The 22,927-nt window shown below is 70.1% G+C and carries 20 protein-coding genes; 9 read left to right on the top strand and 11 right to left on the bottom strand.

Features of this window, described 5'->3' with window-relative positions; all coding sequences use genetic code 11:
* Window positions 1-90 precede the first annotated feature (90 nt).
* A complete protein-coding gene (locus ACZ4EG_RS24400; RefSeq protein ID WP_467792076.1) occupies window positions 91-537 on the bottom strand; it encodes an SRPBCC family protein in 447 nt (148 codons plus the stop codon).
* A 134-nt stretch (window positions 538-671) separates the two neighbouring features.
* Window positions 672-1,280, bottom strand: coding sequence for a TetR/AcrR family transcriptional regulator (locus ACZ4EG_RS24395; protein WP_467792075.1), 609 nt, complete (start codon window positions 1,278-1,280; stop codon window positions 672-674).
* A gap of 111 nt (window positions 1,281-1,391) precedes the next feature.
* On the opposite strand from ACZ4EG_RS24395, the gene ACZ4EG_RS24390 reads away from it, so the two are divergent.
* On the top strand, window positions 1,392-2,366 hold the full coding sequence (locus ACZ4EG_RS24390) for an SDR family NAD(P)-dependent oxidoreductase (protein WP_467792074.1): 975 nt from the start codon (window positions 1,392-1,394) through the stop codon (window positions 2,364-2,366).
* Window positions 2,363-3,550, top strand: a complete 1,188-nt coding sequence (locus ACZ4EG_RS24385; RefSeq protein WP_467792073.1) for a low temperature requirement protein A — start codon at window positions 2,363-2,365, stop codon at window positions 3,548-3,550. The genes ACZ4EG_RS24390 and ACZ4EG_RS24385 overlap by 4 nt, the downstream gene beginning before the upstream one ends.
* Before the next feature lie 7 nt (window positions 3,551-3,557).
* Here ACZ4EG_RS24385 and ACZ4EG_RS24380 read toward each other — a convergent pair whose 3' ends face one another.
* From ACZ4EG_RS24380 to ACZ4EG_RS24360, 5 genes are all read right to left on the bottom strand, one after another.
* On the bottom strand, window positions 3,558-3,959 hold the full coding sequence (locus tag ACZ4EG_RS24380; protein WP_390708008.1) for a GtrA family protein: 402 nt from the start codon (window positions 3,957-3,959) through the stop codon (window positions 3,558-3,560).
* A complete protein-coding gene (locus tag ACZ4EG_RS24375; RefSeq protein ID WP_453548830.1) occupies window positions 3,959-4,909 on the bottom strand; it encodes a glycosyltransferase family 2 protein in 951 nt (316 codons plus the stop codon). The genes ACZ4EG_RS24380 and ACZ4EG_RS24375 overlap by 1 nt, the downstream gene beginning before the upstream one ends.
* Window positions 4,910-4,944: 35 nt before the next feature.
* Entirely contained in the window at window positions 4,945-7,656 is a 2,712-nt protein-coding gene (locus tag ACZ4EG_RS24370) for a YfhO family protein (protein WP_467792072.1), read from the bottom strand.
* Between the two features lie 345 nt (window positions 7,657-8,001).
* Window positions 8,002-8,889, bottom strand: a complete 888-nt coding sequence (locus ACZ4EG_RS24365) for a universal stress protein (RefSeq protein ID WP_453548835.1) — start codon at window positions 8,887-8,889, stop codon at window positions 8,002-8,004.
* A gap of 159 nt (window positions 8,890-9,048) precedes the next feature.
* Window positions 9,049-9,642 carry a hypothetical protein gene (locus tag ACZ4EG_RS24360; RefSeq protein ID WP_467792071.1) on the bottom strand — a complete coding sequence of 198 codons (594 nt, stop codon included), beginning with the start codon at window positions 9,640-9,642 and terminating at the stop codon, window positions 9,049-9,051.
* Window positions 9,643-9,917: 275 nt separating this feature from the next.
* On the opposite strand from ACZ4EG_RS24360, the gene ACZ4EG_RS24355 reads away from it, so the two are divergent.
* Window positions 9,918-10,442 carry a hypothetical protein gene (locus tag ACZ4EG_RS24355; protein WP_467792070.1) on the top strand — a complete coding sequence of 175 codons (525 nt, stop codon included), beginning with the start codon at window positions 9,918-9,920 and terminating at the stop codon, window positions 10,440-10,442.
* A 469-nt stretch (window positions 10,443-10,911) separates the two neighbouring features.
* Here the strand turns inward: ACZ4EG_RS24355 and ACZ4EG_RS24350 are convergent, their stop codons facing one another.
* On the bottom strand, window positions 10,912-12,249 hold the full coding sequence (locus ACZ4EG_RS24350) for a cytochrome P450 (RefSeq protein WP_467792069.1): 1,338 nt from the start codon (window positions 12,247-12,249) through the stop codon (window positions 10,912-10,914).
* Between the two features lie 532 nt (window positions 12,250-12,781).
* Between ACZ4EG_RS24350 and ACZ4EG_RS24345 the strand changes: the two genes are divergently transcribed.
* The 4 genes from ACZ4EG_RS24345 to pheA are packed head-to-tail and all read left to right on the top strand — an operon-like array spanning window position 12,782 to window position 17,766.
* Complete coding sequence (locus tag ACZ4EG_RS24345; RefSeq protein ID WP_467792068.1) at window positions 12,782-15,535, top strand: alpha/beta fold hydrolase; 2,754 nt, start codon at window positions 12,782-12,784, stop codon at window positions 15,533-15,535.
* Window positions 15,536-15,562: 27 nt separating this feature from the next.
* Window positions 15,563-16,504 (top strand): NAD-dependent epimerase/dehydratase family protein, encoded by a 942-nt coding sequence (locus ACZ4EG_RS24340; RefSeq protein ID WP_467792067.1) that lies wholly within the window; start codon window positions 15,563-15,565, stop codon window positions 16,502-16,504.
* A complete protein-coding gene (locus ACZ4EG_RS24335; RefSeq protein WP_453548848.1) occupies window positions 16,501-16,905 on the top strand; it encodes a nuclear transport factor 2 family protein in 405 nt (134 codons plus the stop codon). Before ACZ4EG_RS24340 ends, ACZ4EG_RS24335 begins: the two co-directional genes overlap by 4 nt.
* A 9-nt stretch (window positions 16,906-16,914) precedes the next feature.
* Complete coding sequence (gene pheA, locus ACZ4EG_RS24330) at window positions 16,915-17,766, top strand: prephenate dehydratase (protein WP_467792066.1); 852 nt, start codon at window positions 16,915-16,917, stop codon at window positions 17,764-17,766.
* Here the strand turns inward: pheA and ACZ4EG_RS24325 are convergent.
* Window positions 17,739-18,779: a LysR family transcriptional regulator gene (locus ACZ4EG_RS24325; RefSeq protein WP_467792065.1), complete on the bottom strand. Its 1,041-nt coding sequence runs from the start codon at window positions 18,777-18,779 to the stop codon at window positions 17,739-17,741. The genes pheA and ACZ4EG_RS24325 overlap by 28 nt on opposite strands.
* A 119-nt stretch (window positions 18,780-18,898) precedes the next feature.
* Between ACZ4EG_RS24325 and ACZ4EG_RS24320 the strand changes: the two genes are divergently transcribed.
* Entirely contained in the window at window positions 18,899-19,570 is a 672-nt protein-coding gene (locus ACZ4EG_RS24320) for an FMN-dependent NADH-azoreductase (RefSeq protein ID WP_467792064.1), read from the top strand.
* Between the two features lie 100 nt (window positions 19,571-19,670).
* Here the strand turns inward: ACZ4EG_RS24320 and ACZ4EG_RS24315 are convergent, their stop codons facing one another.
* Both ACZ4EG_RS24315 and ACZ4EG_RS24310 read right to left on the bottom strand, forming a co-directional pair.
* A complete protein-coding gene (locus ACZ4EG_RS24315; protein ID WP_467792063.1) occupies window positions 19,671-20,993 on the bottom strand; it encodes an FAD-binding oxidoreductase in 1,323 nt (440 codons plus the stop codon).
* Window positions 20,990-21,643 carry a TetR/AcrR family transcriptional regulator gene (locus tag ACZ4EG_RS24310; RefSeq protein ID WP_467792062.1) on the bottom strand — a complete coding sequence of 218 codons (654 nt, stop codon included), beginning with the start codon at window positions 21,641-21,643 and terminating at the stop codon, window positions 20,990-20,992. Before ACZ4EG_RS24310 ends, ACZ4EG_RS24315 begins: the two co-directional genes overlap by 4 nt.
* Window positions 21,644-21,732: 89 nt before the next feature.
* Here ACZ4EG_RS24310 and ACZ4EG_RS24305 point away from each other — a divergent pair, with 89 nt between their 5' ends.
* A complete protein-coding gene (locus ACZ4EG_RS24305) occupies window positions 21,733-22,521 on the top strand; it encodes an SDR family NAD(P)-dependent oxidoreductase (RefSeq protein WP_467792061.1) in 789 nt (262 codons plus the stop codon).
* Window positions 22,522-22,927 lie beyond the last annotated feature (406 nt).

Below are 22,927 nucleotides of genomic sequence, written 5' to 3'. Positions count from 1 at the left end.
ATCAGGTCCAGAGTCCGCCTGATGCTGACGCCGCGCAAGCGACGGATCACCGGCGCGCCGGGGCGGCGGGGGCTGCGGGGCTGCAGGGGGTCAGCCGGCTTCGACTGCCGTCTTGATCCGCCGGGCGAATGCGCCGGCGTCCTTACGGGCCGCGCCGACAGCGATCCCTTCGAGCAGCTTGCCGACGCCGTGGCCCTCCAGGACGTTGTAGACCCTCAGCTGGGTGTGTCCGTCGGGGAGCGGTGTGAGGTCGTAGCCGCCTTCCGCACCCGTGATCAGGTTTTTCGAGGTCTCTTCCCAGCGGATCCGCGTGGGCGGGGAGTAGGTGGTGATCCGGAACTCGCGCCGGGTCTTCATACCGGCGTCCTTGACCACGCTCCGGTAGACCGTGCCGACGGATGTCGGCCCACCCGTGGTCTTCTTGATCGCCAGCACGCGGGGGCTGAACTTCGGGTCGTTCTCGCCATCCGCGAGAAATTCAAACACTTGCTCGATGGGGCGGTCGATCTCGACCTCTGCCTCGAACTGCCCAGACATGGTGCTCCCTGTTCGATCTCGTGGTTCTCACAGGTTCCTACGCAGGAGTATCCGCCGCACGGGGGTGAGCCGCCCGCCGAGTCGGTGAGCGGGGTACGAAAGCGAGTCCGCTCTCCGGCCCCCGCACGATGGGGTCACGCAGCCGCGTCGGAGCCCGGGGAAGCGGCCCCGTCCGCAGCCGTGATGCGGCGCGCGGCCTCGACGACCGCCGACCGGTGCTCGGCCAGCCGCCGCGCCGGCCAAGGGTGATCGTCCGTCGCGGCATCGGGGTCTTCCGCATTCCAGAACCATGCCTGGGCCACGGCAAGCACCATGGTCAGGACGTCTGCCGGAGCAATCCCGGGGGCGATCTTGTGGTTCTCCTGTGCGGCCGCCACTTCGGCGGTCTTGCGCCGGAAGGCATCCGGTTCCAGCCCCGTGGTGCTCGGTCGTTCCAGCTGTTTCCACAGCCGCAGGCGCAGCAGGTCGGGCCGGGCGACGAGGTGGTCGAAGATCGCGCCGGCGTACCCGGGCAGGTCGGCCGCGTCGAAGGGCACCGCCTCGGCGCCCTCTTGCAGAGCCCGGTCCAGAACCACGTCGAACAGCTGCTCCTTGTTGCCGAAGTAGACGTAGATCAGCCGCTTGTTCGCGCCGGCATTCTCGGCGATCCGGTCCACCCTGGCGCCGGCGATGCCGTAGGCGGCGAATTCGGTGAAGGCGGCGTCGAGCAGACGGGCCTTGGTAGCGCTGGAGTCCCGTGCCATGACGGCAACCCTAGCAAGTAACTATCTGGTTATTGACGTCGATCGACCTCGGTCCTATCGTGTGTAACTATCCAGTTAGTTACATTGAAGCGACAACGTACGGAGACCCCCATGTCCCAGGCACAACCCCCCACCACGTTCGGAGCGAGCACGACCGCCGCCGAAGCAGTCGATGGCATCGACCTGCACGGCCGCCGTGCCGTCGTGACCGGAGCCAGTTCCGGGATCGGCGTGGAGACGGTCCGGGCGCTGGCGTCGGCCGGCGCCGACGTCACTCTCGCCGTGCGCGACACCGACGCCGGCGCACGCGTGGCAACCCGGCTGGAAGCCGTACTGCCGCCCACAGCCGGCAAGTTGACCGTCGCGCGACTGGACCTGGCCGACCGCTCCACGGTCGCCGAGTTCGTCGCGGCGTGGAGCGGGCCGCTGCACATCCTGGTCTGCAACGCCGGAGTCATGGCCTTCCCGGAGCTCACTCGCGCACCCGACGGCCGTGAGGCGCAGTTCGCCGTCAACCATCTCGGGCACTTCGCCCTCACGGTCGGGCTGCACCCGGCGCTCGCGGCGGCGGACGGCGCGCGAGTGGTCTCGGTGGCCTCGATCGGCCATCTCTTCTCACCGGTTGTCTTCGACGACCTGGACTACCGGTTCCGCCCGTACGACCCGTGGACCTCATACGGGCAGTCGAAGACCGCCAACATCCTCTTCGCCGTCGGTGCCGCCGAGCGCTGGGCCGGTGACGGCATCAGCGTCAACGCGCTCATGCCGGGCAACGTCGGCGGCACATCGCTGGCCCGGCATGTGGACCCGCAGCAGCTGGCCGGCTTCATCGACCTCGCCGGATTTGCCCTGCCGCCGGAGAAGACCGTCGAGCAGGGTGCGGCGACCTCGGTGCTGCTGGCGGCCTCGCCCACCGTGGAGGGCGTCACCGGCCGCTACTTCGAGGACTGCGCCCCCGCGCAGCTTGTCACGGAGCGAGCCGGCGCCGTCGCCGGCGTGGCGCCGTACGCCCTGGACCAGGGGAACGCGGCCCGGCTGTGGACGGTGTCCGAGTCGCTCCTCGGTGAGTCCGGCACCCCGGCATGACCTCGCCGCGCGAGCCCTGGGCGGCCCGGCTGCGGCGCCGGCTGTGGCAGCCGCCGCGCGCCCACGGCGAGCAGCCGCTGGAGCGGGTGGTCGGCCCGCTGGAGCTGTTCTACGACCTGGTCGTGGTCGTGCTGGTGGCTCAGGCGGCCCACCACCTGGCCGGGCACCTCACCTGGCGTGGACTGGGGGAATTCGCCGTGGTGTTCGCGCTGGTGTGGGTCGCCTGGCTCAGTGGCACGCTGCACCACGAACTCCACGGACGCGAGGACGCCTGCGGCCGCAGCCTGTTCCTGTTGCAGATCCTGCTGCTCGCCCCACTGGGAGCATGCATTCCCGAGGCCGGAGGCGAGCGCGGAGCCGCCTTCGCCGTCAACGCGGGGGTGCTGTTCGCGGTGCTGGCGGTGGTCTGGTACCTCGCCGCACGCGGGGACAGCCCCGAATTCCGCCGATCCAGTCGGCTGTTCGTGACCGGGACGGCGGTCTGTGCGGTCGTCCTGGCGGGCAGCGCCGTAATGCCCGCCGGCGTCCGGACGCTGACGTGGGGCGTGCTGGCCGCCGGCTACCTGGTCGGGTTCGCGGCGATGATGCTCACGCCCGGCCCGGTCCGGTCGGCCGCGCTCATCGTCACCGACGCACTCACCGAGCGCTTCGGACTGCTCATCATCATCGTGCTCGGAGAAACCGTGAAGGGCGTTGTCGACGGACTGGTCGATGTGCCCGCCGACGCACTCACCCTCGCGGTCGGTCTCGTCGCCGTCGTGGTCGGCTTCGGTGCCTGGTGGACGTACTTCGACTTCGCCGGCCGTCGCTCACCCCGGCCCGCCCGCACGGCCACGGCGCAATGGGTGCTGACGCACCTGCCGCTCACGGCCGCGGTGACCGTCATGGGTGCCGCGATGGTGGGCCTCGTCGAGCACGCCCACGACGGACGGACCCCCGCCGCGACGGCCTGGGCGCTGTGCGCCGGAGCGGTCGTCGTCCTGGGTACGACGATGGTGATCGCGGCAACCACGCAGTCATGGCGCCGCGACCGCCGTCTCTACCGCCCGCTCGCCCGGACCTGTGCCGGAGTTGCCGTCGGCTGCCTGGCCCTGGCCGCCGTACAGCCGCCACCCCTCGCCCTCGCCTTCGGCCTGGTCGTCCTCCTGGGAATCCCCTGGCTGCTCGCCGTGGCGCAGGGGTGAAGGAGTCCTATCCGGCCGCGTCCGGCCCGGTGAGCATGATCCACCGGGAGACGACGAAGGTCACCGGAATCGCCGCCATGGACGCGAGGAGCGGAGCGAACCGGCTTCCGGCGTGCAGGACGCCGACGATCACATACACACCCGCCGTGGTGATCAGGAAATTGGCCGCGTTCGTCAGGGGAAACATCAGGAATTTCCGCCAGGTCGGCCGAGTCCGGTAAGTGAAGCGTGCATTCAGGAAGAAGGACCCGGTCATGCTGAGCAGGAATGCAAGGACATGGGCACCGAGATAAGGCAGGGGATCGAGGAAGAGCAAGTAAAGGCCGTAGTACGTGGCCGTGTTGATCAGGCCGACCGCGGCGAAGGTGATTATCTGTCTCGGCACGGCGCGCGGCGTTGCGATGCTCATCAGGGAATGAGGTCCTTCGCTCGTTCCACGTTGGTCGCCTTCACCAGGAAGTGCGGCCGCCCCTTGACCTCGTAATAGATCCGGCCCGTGTACTCCCCGATGACCCCGAGCATGATCATCTGGACGCCAGCCAAGGCCGTGACGGCGGTGATGATCGTGACATAGCCGGGTGTCTCCACACCGTTGACGAGCGCCGCGCCCACGATCCACGCCGTGTACAGCCCCGCACACAACAGAAGTCCCATACCGAGATAGAGGGCGGCGCGCAGCGGTCGGTTGTTGAAGGACAGCAATCCGTCGAGTCCGTAGTTGAGCAGACCGCGGAACGTCCACGAGCTGCGGCCGTGTTCGCGTGCGGCGTTCTCGTACTCGAAGGTGGTGCTGGGGAACCCCACCCACGCGAACAGGCCCTTGGAGAACCGGTTGTACTCGGTGAGGGCCAGGACCGCGTCCACCACGCGACGCGACAGCAGCCGGAAGTCCCCGACGCCGTCCATGAGTTCCACGTCGACGAGACGGTTGATGAGCCGGTAGTACAGGCGGGCGGTGACGGTACGGGTGATCGGGTCGCCGTTCCTGGTGCGCCGCGCGATGACCTGGTCGTAGCCCTGTTCCCGCAGATCCACCATGCGTTTGATCAGTTCCGGGGGATGCTGGAGGTCCGAGTCCATGACGACCACGGAGTCTCCCGAGGCGTGCCGCAGACCGGCGAGGAGCGCCGCCTCCTTGCCGAAGTTGCGGCTGAAGGAGACGTACCGCACGCGCGAGTCGTGGTCGGCGAGCCGCTTCAGGACGGTGAGGGTGCGGTCGCGGCTGCCGTCGTCGACGTACACGAACTCCATGTCGTGGCCGAGCGGCAGCAGTTCCTCAGCGACCTTCTGTACCTCGTCGTGGAAGCGTTCTATGACGTCTTCTTCGTTGTAGCAGGGTGCGACGATCGAGATGAGCATGGTTCTCCCCCTGGGGCACGGTCTCGGAGCGCCGGTCACGCGCTCGTGAGGTCGAAAGGTCGTGTGGTCGTCGGTGGCGCCGCGGCACGCCGTCGGCGGACGGCGGCGAGGGCACCCAGGAGCGTCAGGGTCGCCAGCGAGGCACCTCCCACCGCCGCGCCCAGCCGCAGGCCGGGCGGGTGGAACGTGCAGGTGAGGCTGGTCGAGGAGCCGTCGAGGGGTACGGCGATGAGGCCGTAGTACTCCCGGGCGGGTACGGCGGCCGCGTCGCCCGTGGCGCAGCGCCAGCCGGCGATCCGGGGAGCCGCCACCACCGCGGTTCCCTTGCTGCCCGCGGGGAGTTGGGCCCGGATGGTGCCGTCGGAGACGGTCACCTCGGTGGCGCCGGTGGTCCTGAGCCGTTCGACGGCGGTGCGCAGCCGGGCGGTGTCCAGGCAGCCGACCGCGCCGTCCGGGACGAGGCTCGTCCGGCCGGGGGAGAGGTCGATCCGCAGCCGTCCGGAGGCGGGCACCGTGCCGAGCCGCTGCATGGCGGAGATCTTGGTGACCGGGTGGTCCGACCGGAACCGCCCGGTCACGCCGTGGGCCGAGTCACCGGCGAGCCGCGCGGAGCCCGAGAAGTACGGTGCCCACAGGTACACCTCGTTGCCGGCCGGACAGTGCGCCGTGATCGTCGGCTGCCGAGCGGCGGCACCTGCGGGCAGGGCGCCGAGGCGCAGGCCCGGCCGTGCGTCGTCGCTGCGGTGCGGTGTCTTCCCGGCGCTGGTGCGCACGGTGAGGCGGGGCACGGTGTAGACCCGGCTGCCCAGCAGCAACTCCTGGTTGCGGTACGGCGACGAGCCGAAGGCGGCGACGTCGGTGCGGCCGTGAGTGCCGGGCGGTCGCACCGTGACCAGGGGCGGCACCTCCTGCCGGGACACGGTCGTGCGGCTGCCGTCCTGCGGGAACCAGTTCTGGTGCGGGTCCGGCGGGGAGTGCACCCGCGCGCCGACGGAGAAGATCGCGTCCGTGACGGCGTTGTCCAGGCTCTGCAGGTTGCGGCCGCGCGAGGTCCAGCCGTCCCCGAGGGCGGTGAGGGTGCGGCTGAGGGCGTCGGAGGTGAGGCTGCTGTAGTACTGGGCGCCCTGGCCGCCCACCTCCAGCGGGTCGTTGCCGACGGTCTGCTCCCGGCCCGGTTCGGTGCGGTACCGGGGCCAGCCGTCGGCGTCGGCGATCGCGTCCGCCTGCCCCTGCTGGCGTGCGCCCCAGGGGGCGTAGTCGTCCATGTGCGCGAGTCGCAGCCGGGTCGCCACGGCGGAGGTGGCGGCGGCCTCGCCGAACTGCCCGCCGAGGAGCAGGGCCACCGCGAGCGTGGCGAGGGCGGCGCGGCGCCCGCCGTCCGTGCGGCCCAGCAGGGCCAGTCCGGCGAGCGCGACCAGGGCGGCGAGCAGCGTGAGCGGCAAGGTGAAGGCACGGCGCGTCAGTTCGCTTGCGCTTGCGGCGGCCGTGATCAGCGCGAGCAGTCCCGCTGCCACTGCCAGCGCGCGCCGGTCGGGCGGGCCGTACGAGAGCGCGGTCCACGCGGCGATCACCAGCAGTCCGCACAGCACGAAGGTCTGGCGGTACGCGCTGCCCTGAGGGGTGGCGAAGGCGTGCCAGACCAGATGCGTCGGCCCCCACTGCATCGACAGCGTCACCGCCGCCACCAGCAGCGTCCACCCCGTGCGCACCCGCCCCGGAACCGCTCGGTGGAAGGGCAGGGCGAGGGCGAGCAGCAGCGCCGTGGTGCCGACGTACACGGCCGGGCTGCTGAAGCTGTACGTCGTCGGCAGCAGGCGCGCCAGCAGGTCCTCGGTCGGCACCGGCACGAACTGCCTGACCCTGCCGGGATATGCGTGCCTCGTCCCGAAGTACACGACCGTCACCAGGGGCGCGGCCAGACCGACGCCGAGTGCCACGGTCAGGCCTGCCCGGCCGGCTGCCGCGAACCGCCGCCGGCGCGGGAGACCGGAGAGCCACAGCCGGAGCAACAGCACCAGACCGGCGCCGAGGGTGGCCATGTACGCGGTGTAGAAGTTGGCGATCCAGGCGATCGCCACGACCAGCACCCCGAGGACCGGCCGCCGTCCGCTCAGCGCCCACTCGCCGACCAGGCACAGCAGCGGCAGGGCGATGAGTCCGTCGAGCCACATGGGGTTGTACGCGCCCATCGCCACGCTCCAGCCGCACAGGGCGTAGGAGGCGCCGAGCAGTCCCGCCGCCCACCAGCGGCCGGGACGAAGGGCGAGCAGCAGCCAGGCCATGGCCGCGCCGGCGGACGCGGTCTTCAGCACGGTGATCGCGTAGACCGCGAGGTCGATCTCGTCCCTCGGGAACACCGCGACGAGCAGGGCGAACGGGCTGCTGAGGTACGTACCGACGTCGGGCAGGAAGCTGGAGCCGAATCCTGACTGCCAGTTGACGAGGAGACCGCCGTCGGCCCTTCCGTGCAGCAGGTCCCACAGGTGCGCGTGGAACGGCACGTACTGGTTGCCCAGGTCGTTGACGTTACGGGTGCGGGGCCCGAAGGGGTAGCTGCGTGCGACGGCGTCGGCGGCACAGGACACGAGGACGGTGATGGCCGCCGCGAGCAGGGCCGCGGCCTGCCCCGGTCCTACCGCCGGACGCGGCAGCCGGGGCCACGGACGGCGCTCGTGCGCATGGCCGTTCGGCGGATCTGCGGGCGGCGCGGATGTGGCCTCCGGCGCCGGGCGGGTCGTCGGTTTCACACCCTGTTCCCGAGCGGAGTGTTCCCGTGCGGAGTGCCACAGGAAATGGCGATGGGCAGGATCGAGTGGTGCATTCTTTGCAGGCCCCCAGGGGAAGTGGGACGCAGAGCGTCTCGTCCGGGGGCGTCACTCCCCGTGCCTTATGTGATTCGCAGTCTTAGACGGGCCTTGTTTCCGAATGGTTGTGCCTCGTCTGCAAATTGAGTGGGTGTACTGCAATTGCGGTTACGGGGGCGCAGGAAAGTGCGGTGAACGCCAGGGAAACGAAAATTGTCAGGGGTGTGATTCAACGGTGAATGATGTGGTGACATCGTCGCCGCCCACACGGACAGGTGCCCATCACCGTCAGGGTTGCGTGCCCGCTCCCCGTACCACCGCGACCGGACAGTGCGCGTGATGCAGCAGGGCCTGGCTGACCGAGCCCAGCAACAACCCGGCGAAGCCGCCGCGTCCCCGAGCCCCGACCACAACCAGTTGGGCGGATCGGCTCGCCTCGATCAGAGCTTCGCGCGTCTGACCGTGTACGACCTTGTGCTCCACCGCCACATCCGGGTACTGCTCCTGATGGCCGGCCAGCGCCGCCGAGACCAGGGTCTCTTCCTCCTGGTCGAGCGCCCCCGGCGGGTTCGCGTACGGCATCGACGCGACCTGCGGTGCGGGCAGCGGCGCATTCCACGTGGTCCAGGCGTGCAGCGCGACCAGTGGCGCCTTGCGCAGCGCGGCCTCGGCGAAGGCGAAGTCCACCGCTTGCGCACCGGCGGCGGAGCCGTCGACACCCAGCACGATCGGACCGTCGGTGTGGGCTTCCTGTCGTACCACCAGCACCGGGCATCGACCGTGTGCCGCCAGATGCACCGCCGTGGAGCCCACCAAGAGCCCGACGAACCCGCCCATGCCCCGGGACCCGACGACCACGAGTTCGGCGGCACGCGACTGCGCCTCCAAAACCGTCAACGGCTCACCCATCACCACCGCGTGCGACACCTCCACCTCCGGTGCCGCGGTTCTGGCATGCTCCACCGCCTCGGTCACCAGGCGGTCGACCATGTTCTGGATCCCGCCTTCCGGCGGACCCAGGGGTGACGGACCCAAGGGCACATGCATCGCGGGCCAGAGAAAGGCGTGCACCACCTTGAGTGCCGCTCTCCTCAGCCGCGCCTCCCGCGCCGCCGCCTCCACCGCGGCAAGACTCGACGCCGACCCGTCCACACCCACGACCACCAGACCGCCCACAGTGCCTCCTGCGTCCGAACGCTCCTGCCTCCCACCTTTCAGAGTCGCCCAGGCGACGCCCTGCTGCCACGGGATGGCGTCCTCCCGCAGTCGCGGCAACGTCGTAAACGCGCGGTCCCCAAGGCCGCAATGGAGCCTTGGGGACCGGTATGGGGGGTGTCAGCCTCGCAGGCGGTAACTGTTTGCGAAGCCGGAAGGGTTGCAGACGTTCAATTGGCTGGACACCTGGTCGTAGGTCCACCCGGCAGGAATGTTGCACGCCCAAAGGCCATTCGCGGGAGTGCGAAGGTGGTAGCTGTTTGCGAAGCCGGAGGGGTTGCAGACGTTCAATTGGTTTGCGACTCGATCGTAGGTGAGGCTGCCGTTGGGGATGGAACAAGCCCAGATGTTGTCCTGGCCGACTCGCATGCGGTAGCTGTTGGCGAATCCGGCGGAGTTGCAGACGTTCAGCTGGTTACTGGCCTGGTCGTAGGTGTAGCCGGGCAGTACGTAGCACACCCAGATGTTGTCTTGAGGTGCGCGCAAATGATAGTAGGAATGGAATCCGGATCCGCACGTATTCAGCTGGCTCGACACACGGTCGTAGGTGTACCCCGACGGCACTGAGCAGGCCCAGGTGTTGTCCAGCCCGGTCTGACCGGTCCCCGCGGCGGTTGCGGTTGCCGCAAAGCCGCCGGATAAACCCAGCAGCAGTGCCAGTACCGCGAATGCGCGCGTGCCTGCATGTGCCAGAGAACGGAATCTGAATCGCATGGAAGGCTCTCCTCCGGAAAGCGTGATCTGCCGGCGCACGAATCTGCTGACGTTCGGGACACTACTGTCTCCCGCTCGAAAAGCATGAGCTTATTTCGGCCTCGATAACCCGCCGTGCCGGTGGCTTGATGGCGCACGTTGATTTTTCATGGGCGCGGGGCTGACTTGCGTCATCGGCTGGAGTGGCCGGTGCGTGAAGTGCGCCGCAACTCGTTCCCGTCTATGCGCACGGAGACGATCTTTGCAACATGACGACCGACCGTTAGCCTCGGCGGATGACCGAGGACGCCGACGCCTGGAACCGGCTCGCCGCCCTGTTGCCGGAGGCCGAGGCCCAGGAGTTCAGGGACTGCTGGAGCATCGGGGAGCAGGAGGCAGGGCTCGGCCTGCTCGTCTCCGGCCTTCTCGCCCACCAAATGGCAGTCAGCGAGACGGTCAGGGCCCAGATCTCCGTGCTGACGGAGGTCTGGGGTGAGAGGGAGGCGCTCGCACCCCGGATCCTCCAATGCCGTGCCGACGGCGCGGACGCCGACGTGAAGTTGATCGAAGACGACGGCGGCACCGTCAGCGGTGCGACAGTCCAAGCCGAGCGGAGCCTGGCCGATCTCGTTCTCGTGCCGTGGATCATCTGCATGAGATGCAGTCAGGTCCTGATGCGCGCCCATGACCGCGAAGACTGGGGAGGTGTCTCTTATCTCGCCCGGCACTATGTGATCACTTCGCCGGACCGTGCCACTGCCGTGCAGTTGTTCGCTGCCGACTCGGTCAACGACGCCTTTGCCGCCCTCCGGCACGGGTGAACTAGCTCCCGCGGCGGAGGTGGATCATCCGTGTGGATGACTTCTCCTCGTCGTGTTCCGGCCGCGATGGAGTCATGGCGATCAAGCTGAAGTCCCGGCGGCACCTTCACCATCGACATCCTCGGGCCTTCGATCATCGCGAGCGTCGGCTTCGGGCTCTGCCTCGGACCGGTCGTTTCCACCGCCACTGCGGGCGTCGCCCCCCATGAGACCGGCACCGCCTCGGGCCTGCTCAACAGCTCACGCCAGATCGGCGCCTCACTCGGACTCGCCGCCCTCGGCACCGCGGCTCACCACCGCACCGGTTGGACCGTCACACCTGAAACTCTCAACGATGGATACGCGTGGGGCCTGACCCTCGCTGCCGGGCTCCCGGTCGTCGCCGTGCTCATCGCACTCACCGTCCCGCGGCGGACCAGTCCGCCGTCACAGCCCGAGCAGAGGGGCGGGACGGACACCCATCGGCGCATTACGGATGCGGACGACCAGCCGTCAGGGTTGCAGGGGTGGGGCCGTCGGGGCGGACGGTGATGCCGTACGCCGCCTTTGTGGGGGTGGAGGAGAAGGCCGGGATGTGGGCCGGCAGCAGGTGTTCGAGCAGGACGGTCGATTCGCGGAGCGCGAATTGGAGTCCAAGGCAGGCGCGGGGACCGATGCCGAACGGGTAGTAGGCGCCCGGGTGGGCGGGGCGGCCGTCCGGGGTGAGGAAGCGCCGGGGGGCGAAGTGCTCCGGGTCCGGCCACAGTTCGGGATCGCGGTGTGTGAGGTAGGGGCAGACCAGGATGTCGGTGCCCGCTTCGACGGCATGGCCGGCGAGGGTGTCGTCCTCGGTGGCGTGGCGGGGCAAGATCCAGGCGGACGGGTAGAGGCGGAGTGTCTCGTGGACCAGAGCCTGGATGGCCTGGCGGCGTTGGGCCGTTCCTTCGTCGCCGGCGGCGAGAGTCTGTTCGCGGGCGGCGGGATGCTGGTCGAGCAGCAGGTAGAGCCAGGTCAGGGTGGTGGCGGTGGTCTCGTGCCCGGCCACCAGCAAGGTGACCAACTCGTCGCGGATCAGCCGGTCCGTGTACTCGGGGCGCTCGGTGGCGGCGTCGGTCAGGACGCGCAGCAGGCCCGGGCCGTCGGGGCCGGCCGTCCCGCCGCGGGCGGCCTCGATGGCGTGCCGGGCGACCGCGTCGATCCGGGCGAGATCGGCGGCAACGGCGTCCTGGGCGTCGGTGACGTCGGCGGGAAGCGTCGGAAGGGCGGCCGCCACCGCTGCCACGGCGGCCAGTTCGCGCTCGGTGCCCGTGTCGAGGGGGTGCCCGGTGAGAGAGCGCCAGATGGCGTCCAGGGCGAAGCGGCGCATCTCTTGCCCGACGTCGAAGGTCTGCCCGGTACGGGCGTACGCGCTCCAGCGGCCGGCGGTGGTCCGGGCGGCCTCGGTGATGCGCTGTTCGTGACGGCGCATCCCGGTACCGGTGAACTGGGACTGCAGCAGCCGGCGCTGCCGCTTCCACGCCGCACCGGTGGCGGCGAGAACACCGTCGCCGATCAGCACACGGGCGCGGTGGGAGCGCTTGACGTACTGCTCCGGGTGCCGGGCGAGAACGTGCTGGACCGCCTGCGGGTCGGTGACGAGAACCGTGGGGGTCGGCCCGAGCCGGAACGCGGCGATGCCGCCGCACCGTTCGCGCACCCGGGACAGCAGCTCGACCAGTGCACCTCCGCCCGAACGCCACCGCTCCACCAATCCAGGCTCGGCCTCGGGAACCGGCCGCCCCGTTCCGGGAACGTACGACACAGGGCCGGGACCTGCTTCGCTCTCCACACTACGGACTGTACGCGAGGAGGAACATCCGGTGACAGGCCGCCCCTCCCCGCCCTACCCCCGTCCGTCGCAGCATTCCACCTTTTCCGTATCCGTCTCAATCGCTTACGCCCACCGTCAGAAAAATTGCCACCGCGCGATTTTACGAGCCTATTGGGCGGCGCTTTGTTTCGGCGAAGTTGCTGAAGTCGAGGTGGTGCAGGTCAGGAAGGTGACACTTCGGAAGACTGTGGCCACGCCGCCTGACCAGTGTGTTCTCTCTCACGCCGTGTCATGTTTGACATGGGCTTCTGTCTCTTTCCCGGTGTTCCTGTCGTTCTATTAAGGCTTTGACAACCCGGTCCACCGGTTCTTATCGTCGGCGGGTATTCGGGGCCCCAGTGTCGTGGCTCCAGGGATTGATTCCCCCGGCATCCATCGCCCCTTTCGCTTGTGCGCCTCACCTTCGTCTGAACGAAATTCCGTACGCGGTTCGGCTTGCCGTCCCGGTGATCCCGGTGCGGAGGCCGACGCAGAGGAGGAAAGCACCCACATGACCACAGCCGTGACGACGCGGACCATCGTGGACCTGCTGCGCGACGCCGCCCGTGACAACGCGGGGTCCGGGCTTCGCTACCCCCGGAGCGCGGACGACCGCGACGCACCCCTGCAGAGCCATCCCGAACTTCTCGACGCAGCCCGCTCGGTCCTCGCCGGCCTGCGGGAACACGGTCTCGCGCCCGGCGACAAGGTCGTCCTGCTGCTGGAGAAACCACGGGAGTTCCTCACCGCGTTCTGGGCCTGCCAGCTCGGCGGGTTCATACCCTGCCCGATGGCCGCACTCGGCGGCGACCCGGAGCGCTGGGCCGCCCAGCTCACCCATGTCGACACCCTTCTCGACCATCCGCTGGTCGTCACCAGCGCCACGCTCGCCGCCGAACTCCCGGCCGCCCAGGGCCTGTCCGTCGTTCCCCTGGAGGAGCTGCGCGCGGAGCGGCCCGCCGACTCCTTCCACGAGGCCGACCCCAAGGACACCGCCGTCCTCGTACTGACCTCCGGCTCGACCGGCAACTCCAAGGCGGTGATGCTCAGCCACGCCAATCTCCTCGCGTCCATGGCCGCCAAGAACGGCTACCACCGGCTGACCGCCGAGGACACCAGCCTCAACTGGGTCTCCTTCGACCATGTCGCCGCCCTCCTCGAATGCCATCTGCTGCCGCTGTCCACGGGCAGCACCCAGTTGCACGTCGAGGCGCCCGTGGTCCTCCAGGAGCCGCTGAACTTCCTGCGGATCATCTCCCGCTTCGGCGTCACCATGACCTTCACCCCGAACTTCCTGCTCGGGCTGATCAATCCACAGGCGGACCGGCTCGACGAGGAGGAGGGCGACGGGATCGACCTGTCCCGGCTGCGGCACATCATCAGCGGCGGCGAGGCCGTCGTACGCACCACCGGCGAGACCTTCCTCAGCCGCTTCGCCCCCTACGGGCTGCGCGCCGACGCACTGTGGCCCGCGTTCGGCATGTCCGAGACCTGCGCGGGCAGCATCTACTCCACCGACTTCCCCGCCGCCGACCAGGATCAGGAGTTCGCCAACCTGGGCCGGCCCGTCGAGGGGCTGAGCATCCGGGTCGCCGATCAGGAGCACCGTGAGCTGCCCGCGGGCCAAGTGGGCGAGCTGCAGCTCAACGGGCCGATGATCACGGCCGGTTACTACAACAACGAGCAGGCCACCCAGGACGCCTTCACTCCCGACGGCTGGTTCCGCAGCGGTGACCTCGGGCGGATCGACGACGGCCGGCTCACCCTGGTCGGCCGCAGCAAGGACAGCGTCATCGTCAACGGCGTCAACTACTTCAGCCACGACATCGAGACCCTCCTCGAAGGCCTCGACGACGTGGCCCGCTCCTATGTCGCCGCCTTCCCGACCCGCGCCCCGGGCAGCGACACCGAGCAACTCGTCATCGCCTTCCACCCGGAGTGCGCCGACGATGCCGAACTCGCGCTGTACCGGGTGCTCAGCGCGATACGCAGCACCGTCGTCATGCACTGGGGATTCAGGCCCGCGCTCGTCCTTCCGCTGCCGAAGGACGCCTTCCCCAAGACCAGTCTGGGCAAGATCCAGCGTGCGCTGATGCGCAAGCGGCTGGAGGCGGGAGCGTACGACGACGTGCGGGCGCGGGTCGACGACCTCGTGCTGCGCAGGCTCGGCGGCTACTCCGCCCCCGAGGGCGACACGGAGCTGGTCCTCGCCAGGATCTACGCCGAGATGTTCGACACCGACCCGGACCGGCTGAGCGCCACCGCCAACTTCTTCGACCTGGGCGGCACCTCGCTCGACATCCTGCGGCTGCGCTCCCTGGTCGCCCAGCGTCTCGGCGCGCACGACCTGCAGATCATCACGGTCCTGCGGGCCCCCAGCGTGCGGGCGCTGGCCGCCCACCTCGACCGGGCCGAGGACGGCGGGAAGGAGTACGACCCGATCGTCCCGATGCAGACCACCGGCGAGAAGACCCCGCTGTTCTGTGTGCACCCCGGCGTCGGAGAGGTCCTCGTCTTCGTCAACCTCGCCAAGTACTTCGTCGGTGACCGGCCCTTCTACGCGCTGCGCGCCCGCGGCTTCAACCCCGGCGAGAAGCCCTTCGAGAGCTTCGCCGAAATGGTCGACACCTACGTCGCGGCCATCCGCTCCCGACAGCCGCACGGCCCGTACGCCGTCGCGGGCTACTCGTACGGTGGTGCTGTCGCCTTCGAGATCGCCAAGGTGCTGGAGGCGCAGGGCGAGCGCGTCGACTTCGTCGGCAGTTTCAACCTCCCGCCGCACATCAAGTACCGCATGAACGAACTCGACTTCATCGAGACCGCGGCCAACCTGGCGTTCTTCCTGGAACTCATCGACAAGAGGCAGTCCCTCGAACTGCCCGTGCAGCTGCGGCCGTTGCCCAGGGACGAACAGCTCGCCCACTTCATCGACCACGCTCCCGAGGGGCGGCTCGCCGAACTCGACCTGACCTTCGAGAAGTTCAAGGCATGGGCCGAACTCGCCGACAGCCTCACCGACCTCGGACGCGGCTACTCGCCCACCGGCGAGGTCCGCTCGATGAGCGTCTTCTACGCCATCCCGCTGCGCGGCACCAAGGAGGACTGGCTCAACAACGAGCTGCGCCGCTGGGACGAGCACGTCACCGGTGAGAACCGCTACATCGACGTACCCGGCGAGCACTACACGCTGATGGGCCCGGCGCATGTGGCGACCTTCCAGTCGATCCTGCGCAAGGAGCTGGACCGCGCCCTCGGCGACGCCTGACCGCCACCATCCCAGGAGGTAAACCCCTTGAACGGCAAGAAGATCCTGGTGACCGGTGCCACCGGCCAGGTCGCCGGACCCGTGGCCAAAGCGCTGGCCGACGGCAACGAGATCTGGGCGCTCGGCCGCTTCGGCGCCCCCGGAGCGGAGGAGGAGCTGAACCGGCACGGCATCCACACCTTCCGCTGGGACATGGACGACACGAGCTCCGGCTCTCTCAAGGGCCTGCCGGAGGACTTCACCCATGTCTTCCACTCCGCCGTACGACGCGGCGAGGACGGCGACTTCAACGCGGCCGTCGAGGCCAACGCCGTCGCCGCGGGACGCCTGATGACGCACTGCCGTACGGCGGAGGCGTTCCTGTACGTCTCCACCGGCGCGCTGTACGCCCGCCAGACCCTCGACCACAAGTACACCGAGACCGATCCACTGGACGGCAAGGCCGACTGGCTGCCCGCCTACCCCGTGGTCAAGATCGCGGCGGAGGGCACGGTCCGGGCCTTCGCCCGGACCCTCGACCTGCCGACCGTCATCGCCCGCCTCAACATCGCCTACGGGCCCGGCGGTTACGGCGGCGTGCCGATGCTCTACTTCAAGCGCATGCTCGCGGGCGAGCCGATCGCGGTGCCCCTGGAGGGCCAGAACTGGACCTCGCTGCTGTACACCGACGACCTCATCGAGCAGGTCCCGCACCTGTGGAACGCGGCGAGCGTCCCGGTGACTTTGACCAACTGGGGCGGCGACGAGTCCGTCGGCATGACCGACTGCGTCCGCTACCTGGAGGAACTGACCGGGGTGACGGCAAACCTCGTACCGAGCGAAGTCACCCGCGAGACCTACCAGTTCGACCCGACCCTGCGCCGCTCGCTCACCGGACCGTGCAAGGTCCCCTGGCGCGAGGGCATCCGGCGCACCCTCGCGGCCATGTACCCCGAGTACCTCAAGGCTGAAGGAGCGGACAGGGCATGACCGACAGCACCGATCCACTGGCACCGATCCATGCCGCCTACGCCGCCTTCGCGGCCCGTGACGTGGGTGCGCTCCTGGACGCCCTGGACCCGGACATCGAGTGGGTGCACCCCGAGGGCATGGCCGTCTACGGCCTGGGCGGCACCAAGCACGGGCATGCCGGCGTCAAGGAGTTCCTCGCCCATGTCCCCACCGTCCTCGGCGGCATGCGGCTGCACCCGACGGAGTTCATCCGCGACGGCGACCGCGTGGTGGTCCTCGGCCACCGGGACATCGTCTCCCGGAGCGGCCACACGGAGACACAGCGGTTCGTGCACTCCTGGATGCTGCGGAACGGCAGGGCGGTGCGGATGGAGGACATCTTCGACACCGTCGCCTTCCACCGAGTGATCGAGAGCTGACGGGCGACGATGGCGTACGCCTACCTCGGCCCGGAGGGGACCTTCACGCAGACCGCGCTGCGGCGGCTGCTCTCGTCCGCCCCTCCGGGCCGCGAACCGGTGCTCCGCCCGTTCCCGACGGTGCCCGCCTCCCTGGAGGCGGTGCGCCGGGGCGACTGTCGAGCGGCGGTGGTGCCACTGGAGAACTCGGTGCGCGGCGTCGTCCCCGCCACCATGGACCAGCTGGCCTCGGCGGAGATGCACATCAACGCCGAGGTCGAGGTGCCGGTGTCCTTCGTCCTCATGGCTCCCGAGGGCGTCGCGCCGGAGGAGGTGACCGTGGTGCACAGCCACCCGCACGCGCTGGGCCAGTGCGAGGACTGGCTGCGCACCCGGCTGCCCGGGGCCCGTACCCGCAGCGCCAGCTCCACCGCCGCGGCCGCCCGAGCGGTCGCCGACGCGGGCGCCCCCGGCCACGCGGCGGTCGCCGCGGCGGAGGCGGCCGACCTGTACGGGCTGCGGATCCTCGCCACCGGCCTGGGCCGGGAGGCCGGTGCCGTCACCCGGTTCGTGTCGGTGGCCCCACGCTGGTCCCACCCGGCCCGGACCGCCCGCGAACGCACCTCCCTGCTGGTGTCGCTGGGCAGCGCGGGCCCGGCCCTCGTCCCCGACGTCCTCAACGAGTTCCGCACCCTCGGCATCCGCCTGTCCTGGATCCAGTCCTGGCCCACGGGCCGCGCCCTCGGCAGCTATCACCTGTTCCTCGACGTCGACGCCCACATCGACACCCGCCCCCTGCGCCTGGCCATGGCGGCCGTCGAGTCCCTGGGCCTGGAAGTGCGCTTCCTGGGCAGCTATCCGCGCTGGCCCGCCGCGGCCTGACACGCCTGCCCGGCGGCCGAGGAACTGTGGTCGTCGGGCGGGCGTGCCGTGGTCGGCGGGCAGGCGGGGGACGGGCTGTCGGGTTCCCGGGGCGTGGGCCGGCGCAGGTCGTCGGCCGCCTCTCGGACGGCCGGGAGCAGGGCGGCCACCGGGGGGCTGTCCAGGGCGCCCTCGCGCACCACGAGAGTGACCCGGCGGATGGGCCGGATTCCCTCGAGGGCGATACGGGTGACCGGGTGCCCCGGGCGGTCCGGAACCAGGTCGGGGACCAGCGCGACGCCCCAGCCCAGGGAGACAAGACCGAAGACGGCCTGCATGTCCCCGATGTCGGAGACGATGTCGGGGACGAAACCGGCGCCGGCACACAGGTGCAGGGCCAACCGCCCCAGCCTGGACGTGCGGTCCAGCAGCCACGGCTGCTCCGCGAACTCGGCGAGGGCGCACGTGCCGCCGTCCCGGGCCAGCGGGTGATCGGGCGCGACGGCGAGGCGGATGCGGTCGCTGATGACCTCCTCCTCGTACAGCCCCGGCACTCTGGGCTCGGGCACCTGCGGATAGCCGGCGGCCAGGACGGCGTCGAGCCGCCCCAGCCGGACCGTCTGCCGGCCCTCGTCGGGATCCACTCCGTGCAGGGTGATGCGCAGCCCGGGATGGCGCTCGCGCAGCCGGTTCAGCGCCGGCACCAGCAGCGCCGGACCCTCGTGCAGCGGTACGCCCACCCGCAGTTCGCCGGTGACCTGGCCGTCCTCCCGGGCGAGCAACTGTGCCTCCGCCGTCTCGAGTGCGGCGAGCACCCGCTCGGTTTGCGCCACCAACAGCCGTCCGGCCGCAGTGAGTTCGGCCCGCTTGCTGCCGCGGTCCAGGAGCGCGGCGCCGGTCTCCGCCTCCAGGGCGGACAGCTGCTGGGAGACCGCCGAACGCGTGTAGTTGAGCGCCTGCGCCGCCGCGGCGATCGACCCCCGGGCTCCGACCTCGCGCAGCAGCACAAGTTTCCGTACGTCCAGCACCGTCATCCTCGCTAACGCTTCCGGTTACGAAGTATCACGTCAGATTACGGGACATGAGCCCGCCCGGTGATTTCAATGGAGATCGACTCCAGTCCAACACGCTGATCAGACAGGGGATTTCCGCCATGCCCACACTTCTCCACCTCGATTCCAGCCCCCGTCCGGACTCGGTTTCCCGCCGGATCTCGGGCGAGTTCGCGGAGACCTGGCGCAAGACCAACCCCGAGGGCGAGTACGTCTACCGCGACCTGGCCGCCGACCCCGTCCCGCACGTCGACAGCGCGCAGATCGAGGTCATGCACCGCCTGGAGACGGAAGGTGTCCGCGACCTCGCGGCGGCCCGTGAGGCGGCGCGGACCACGGAGGAGAAGGCCAGTTGGGCCGTCACGTGGCCACTGGTCGCGGAGCTTCTCGCGGCCGACACGATCCTTCTCGGCGTGCCGATGTACAACTTCTCGGTGCCGTCGACGTTCAAGGCGTGGTTCGACCGCGTCCTGATCGCGCCGCTGATCCTCGACCCGGCCTCCGGCGAGGGACCGCTGCGGGGCAAGAAGGTCGTGGTGGCCTCCGCGCGCGGCGGCGCCTACGGTCCGGGCACTCCCCGCCACGACTGCGACCACCAGGAGCCGTACCTGAAGGCGGCCCTCGGCATGGTGGGCCTCGCCTCCGACCTGACCTTCCTGCACGCGGAGCTGACCAAGTCCGCGCACGTGCCCCGGCTCGCCCACTTGAAGGACGTGGCGGCCGCCTCCTACCGGACGGCGCTCGACGGGGCCCGCGCGCACGGCGGGGTGTGACCGCCGGGGGAACCCATCGGAGCCCCCGCAAAACCTCCGAACCCGCAGGGTCGCCGGCCCCCGGCGGCCGCGCTCGGGCTGCCGCACGCCCACAACGCACTCAGCGCAGCGGGAAATTGCGGTCGAAGACGTTCTCCGCGTCGTACCGAGCCTTGAGTGTGCGCAGCCGGGCCAGGGTCGGCCCGGGGAACGCCTCGGCCAGGACGTCGGGGGAGCGGCGGCTGTCGAAGCTGAGGTACATGCCGTTCACCTCCGGGGCGAGCTGTGCCCAGTGGATGTCCAGGGCGCGTTCCAGCTCGGGAACGGTCGCGGACAGCAGCTGGAAGTTCTGGCCGCGGTGGGCGTAGGCGGTGGCGGCCGGATCGACGTCGTTGACCGCGCCGCCCACCGAACGGAACTGCTCCATCAGCACCTCTCCCGACGCCAGCGCCTCCGCGACCGACCGTGCGGTGTGCGTGGAGACGCGGTCGAGCAGCCCGGAACGGGTGGCACCCAGCCCCTGCCCGTGGTGGGCCGCGCCGCCGACCGGCACCAGCGTCGGATACGGGGCGAGGACCGCCTCCTGCTGCAGCAGCGGGCCCAGACCCAGCAGGGGCGTCAACACCCGCTGGGCGGCATCGGGTTGGTCCCCGGCGTACACCGCCGCGACATGCGCGATGGCCGGGCGGCCGGGTCCGGCGGGCATGAGCGTGAGGAAACTGGTCAACTCGCGCGGCGCGACTTCGAGGACGGCGCCCCACTGTTCCACGAGGGGAGCGGCCTCGCGCGCGTCGAAGACCAGGTTGGCGAAGACGACGTCACCGGTCTCCGACGCCTCCAGCTCCACGGCCGTGACGATGCCGAAGTTGCCGCCCGCGCCCCGTACGGCCCAGAACAGGTCGGGTTCGTGGTCCATGTCGGCCCGGACGAACGTCCCGTCGGCCAGCACGAGTTCGACGGCCGTCACATGGTCGATCGTCAGCCCGTCCCGCCGCGCGAACCAGCCCATGCCGCCCGCCGTGACCAGCCCGCCCACGCCCACATCACCGGTGTCGCCGGAGCTGACGGCGAGCCCGTGCGGGGCGAGTGCCTGGGCCACCCGCCCCCAGCGGGCGCCCGCGCCGACCCGGACCCGACGCCGCGCCCGGTCCAGCACCTGGACGCGGTCGAGACGCGACACGTCGACGACAACACCGCCGTCATTGGTCGACCGCCCGCTGATGCCATGCCCACCGCTGCGCACGGACAGCACCGTGCCCCGGGTCCGTGCGTATGTCAGCGCGACGGCCACCTCCTCGGGGCTCTCCGGGAAGATCACCACCGCCGGGGCACCCCGGTGCACGTATCCATGGCGCACCCGCTCATACCGGGCGTCGGACGGCAGCACCGTACGGCCGGCGAGGGAGGGCGGTAACTCGACGTGGGCGACGCCCTGTTCCGTCATGACGAGGAGGTCCCTTCGAAGGACGCGGAGGACTGGGAGGAGGACTCGGGAAGCGCGGCGGGCTCCAGGAGGCACCGCAGGGTCCGCGTCAGATACGCCACGAGCCGCTCCGGCGGCATCTCGGCCACGGGCCCGCTGCGCAGCACGTACCGGCTGAAGGTGACACCGATCAGATGAGAGGCGAGCAGATCGATACGCTCGTCCGCGTCGGGCCCGCTGAGCACCGTGCTGTAGGCCGCCGCGCTGCTGCGACGCATCGCCGCGTACAGCCCGGTGGCGGCCCGCTCGTCGGAGGCTGCGCTACGGATCAGCGCGAGGAACGGGTCGTTGCCGTCGGAGCGTTCCATCCGCGCGACAAAGGCCTGCGCTATCCGGTCCGGCAGCGTCCGAGGCGGGCCGGGGACCAGTTCGGGCAGGTCCCGGGGACCGGGCACGGCCGCGAGGAACAACTGCTCCTTCGAGCCGAAGTGCCGCATGACCAGACCGTGGGTGACACCGGCCCGCCCGGCGATCTCCCGGATGGTGGCACGGGCATAGCCCCGCTCCGCGAACGCGGCCCGCGCCGCCTCCAGGATCGCCTCGCGGTGCGCCTCGGGAGCGCGGACACGCTTCCTGGCGAGGGCCGGGGCGTTGGTGGGTTCGTCGCTCACAACTCGTAATGTACATCTGGTCATTAGCGTCGGCGGTGGCTACGCTGCTCAAAATGACCAACCGTTCATTAAGGCTCCGACAATCGCACTTGGAGCCGGTCAGGGACCTCGTAGGAGCCGCGGAACCCGCGGAAACCGGGGAGGTTTTCCTGGAGGGCCGCACTGTACTCGTCGTCGGCGCGGGCGGAGGCATCGGCGAGGGGATCACCCGAGCCCTGCTGGAGCTGGGCGCCACCGTGGTCGCGGCCGGCCGCAGCGAGGCCCGGCTGAGCGCCCTCGCCGAGTATGTGGCGGATGCCGGACCGGGGGTCCTTCACCCGTATGTCGTCGACGTCTCCGATCCGGACAGCACCGCCGTACGCCACCGGCTCGTCAAGGACCACGGGAGGTTCGACGGCGCCGTCCTCACGATCGGCAACTGGGGCCCGCCGGGCCGCACGGGGCTGCTGGAGGTGTCCGACGCCGTCTGGGACGCGATGATCGCGGACAACCTCACCAGCCACTTCCGGGCGCTGCGAGCCGTCACCCCGCTGCTCGTCCGGGACGGCGCGCTCGTCCACCTCACCGGCTTCAGCGCGGAGATCCCCTACCCGGGCGCCGCCCTCGTCGGCGCGACCAACGCGGCCAAGAAGTCGTTGCTTTGCAGCCTGACCGCCGAACTCGACGGCAAGGGCCGACGGGTCTACGAACTCGTCATCGGCCCCATCCGCACCCGCCCTCGCGCGGCGGCGGGCGCCGACAGCGAGGCCTGGCTGAGCGGAGCGGACCTCGGCCGGCACGCCGGCGAACTGATCGCCGACCGCGGCCCCTGGGCCGCCGAGCCCCTGCAGTACCTGCTCGACCGGGCGTCGGGCGTGCTCACCACGCTGCCGCACTGATGCGGTCGGCGTTGCCGGCGCGGCATGCCATCAAGCCGCGATCCGTCCTTCGTCTCGTGTGGCGGAGGCGATCACGGCGGAAACAGCGGTGGTCACGACGAGGCTCCCCATCATGACCATCCCCACGCCGACCATGAAGGCCGCTGTCGTCGTCCGACCAGTGCCTCGTACGGACCGGTGGTCGTGCCGTCGGGTTGCACGTCACGAGGTTTGTCCCCGGCAAGCGCAGGAGCGGCGAGGACGCGACACGGCTCGACTGGTACGTCCGGGTTCTGAGCAGCGATAGCGGTGACGGCCCCGGTGCTCCGCCGGTATCGGTCAAGGCTTCGCCATGTGGTACCGGTGGCTGAGCGGGCGGGAGTTGCCCGACGTACTGCTGGAGTAAGCAGAACGCCCGGCGAAGGGA

It is taken from the genome of Streptomyces sp. NPDC025638 (genome assembly GCF_055558775.1).
Note: the sequence above shows the minus strand (reverse complement) of the source record. Positions and strands in the feature narration are given on the sequence as shown.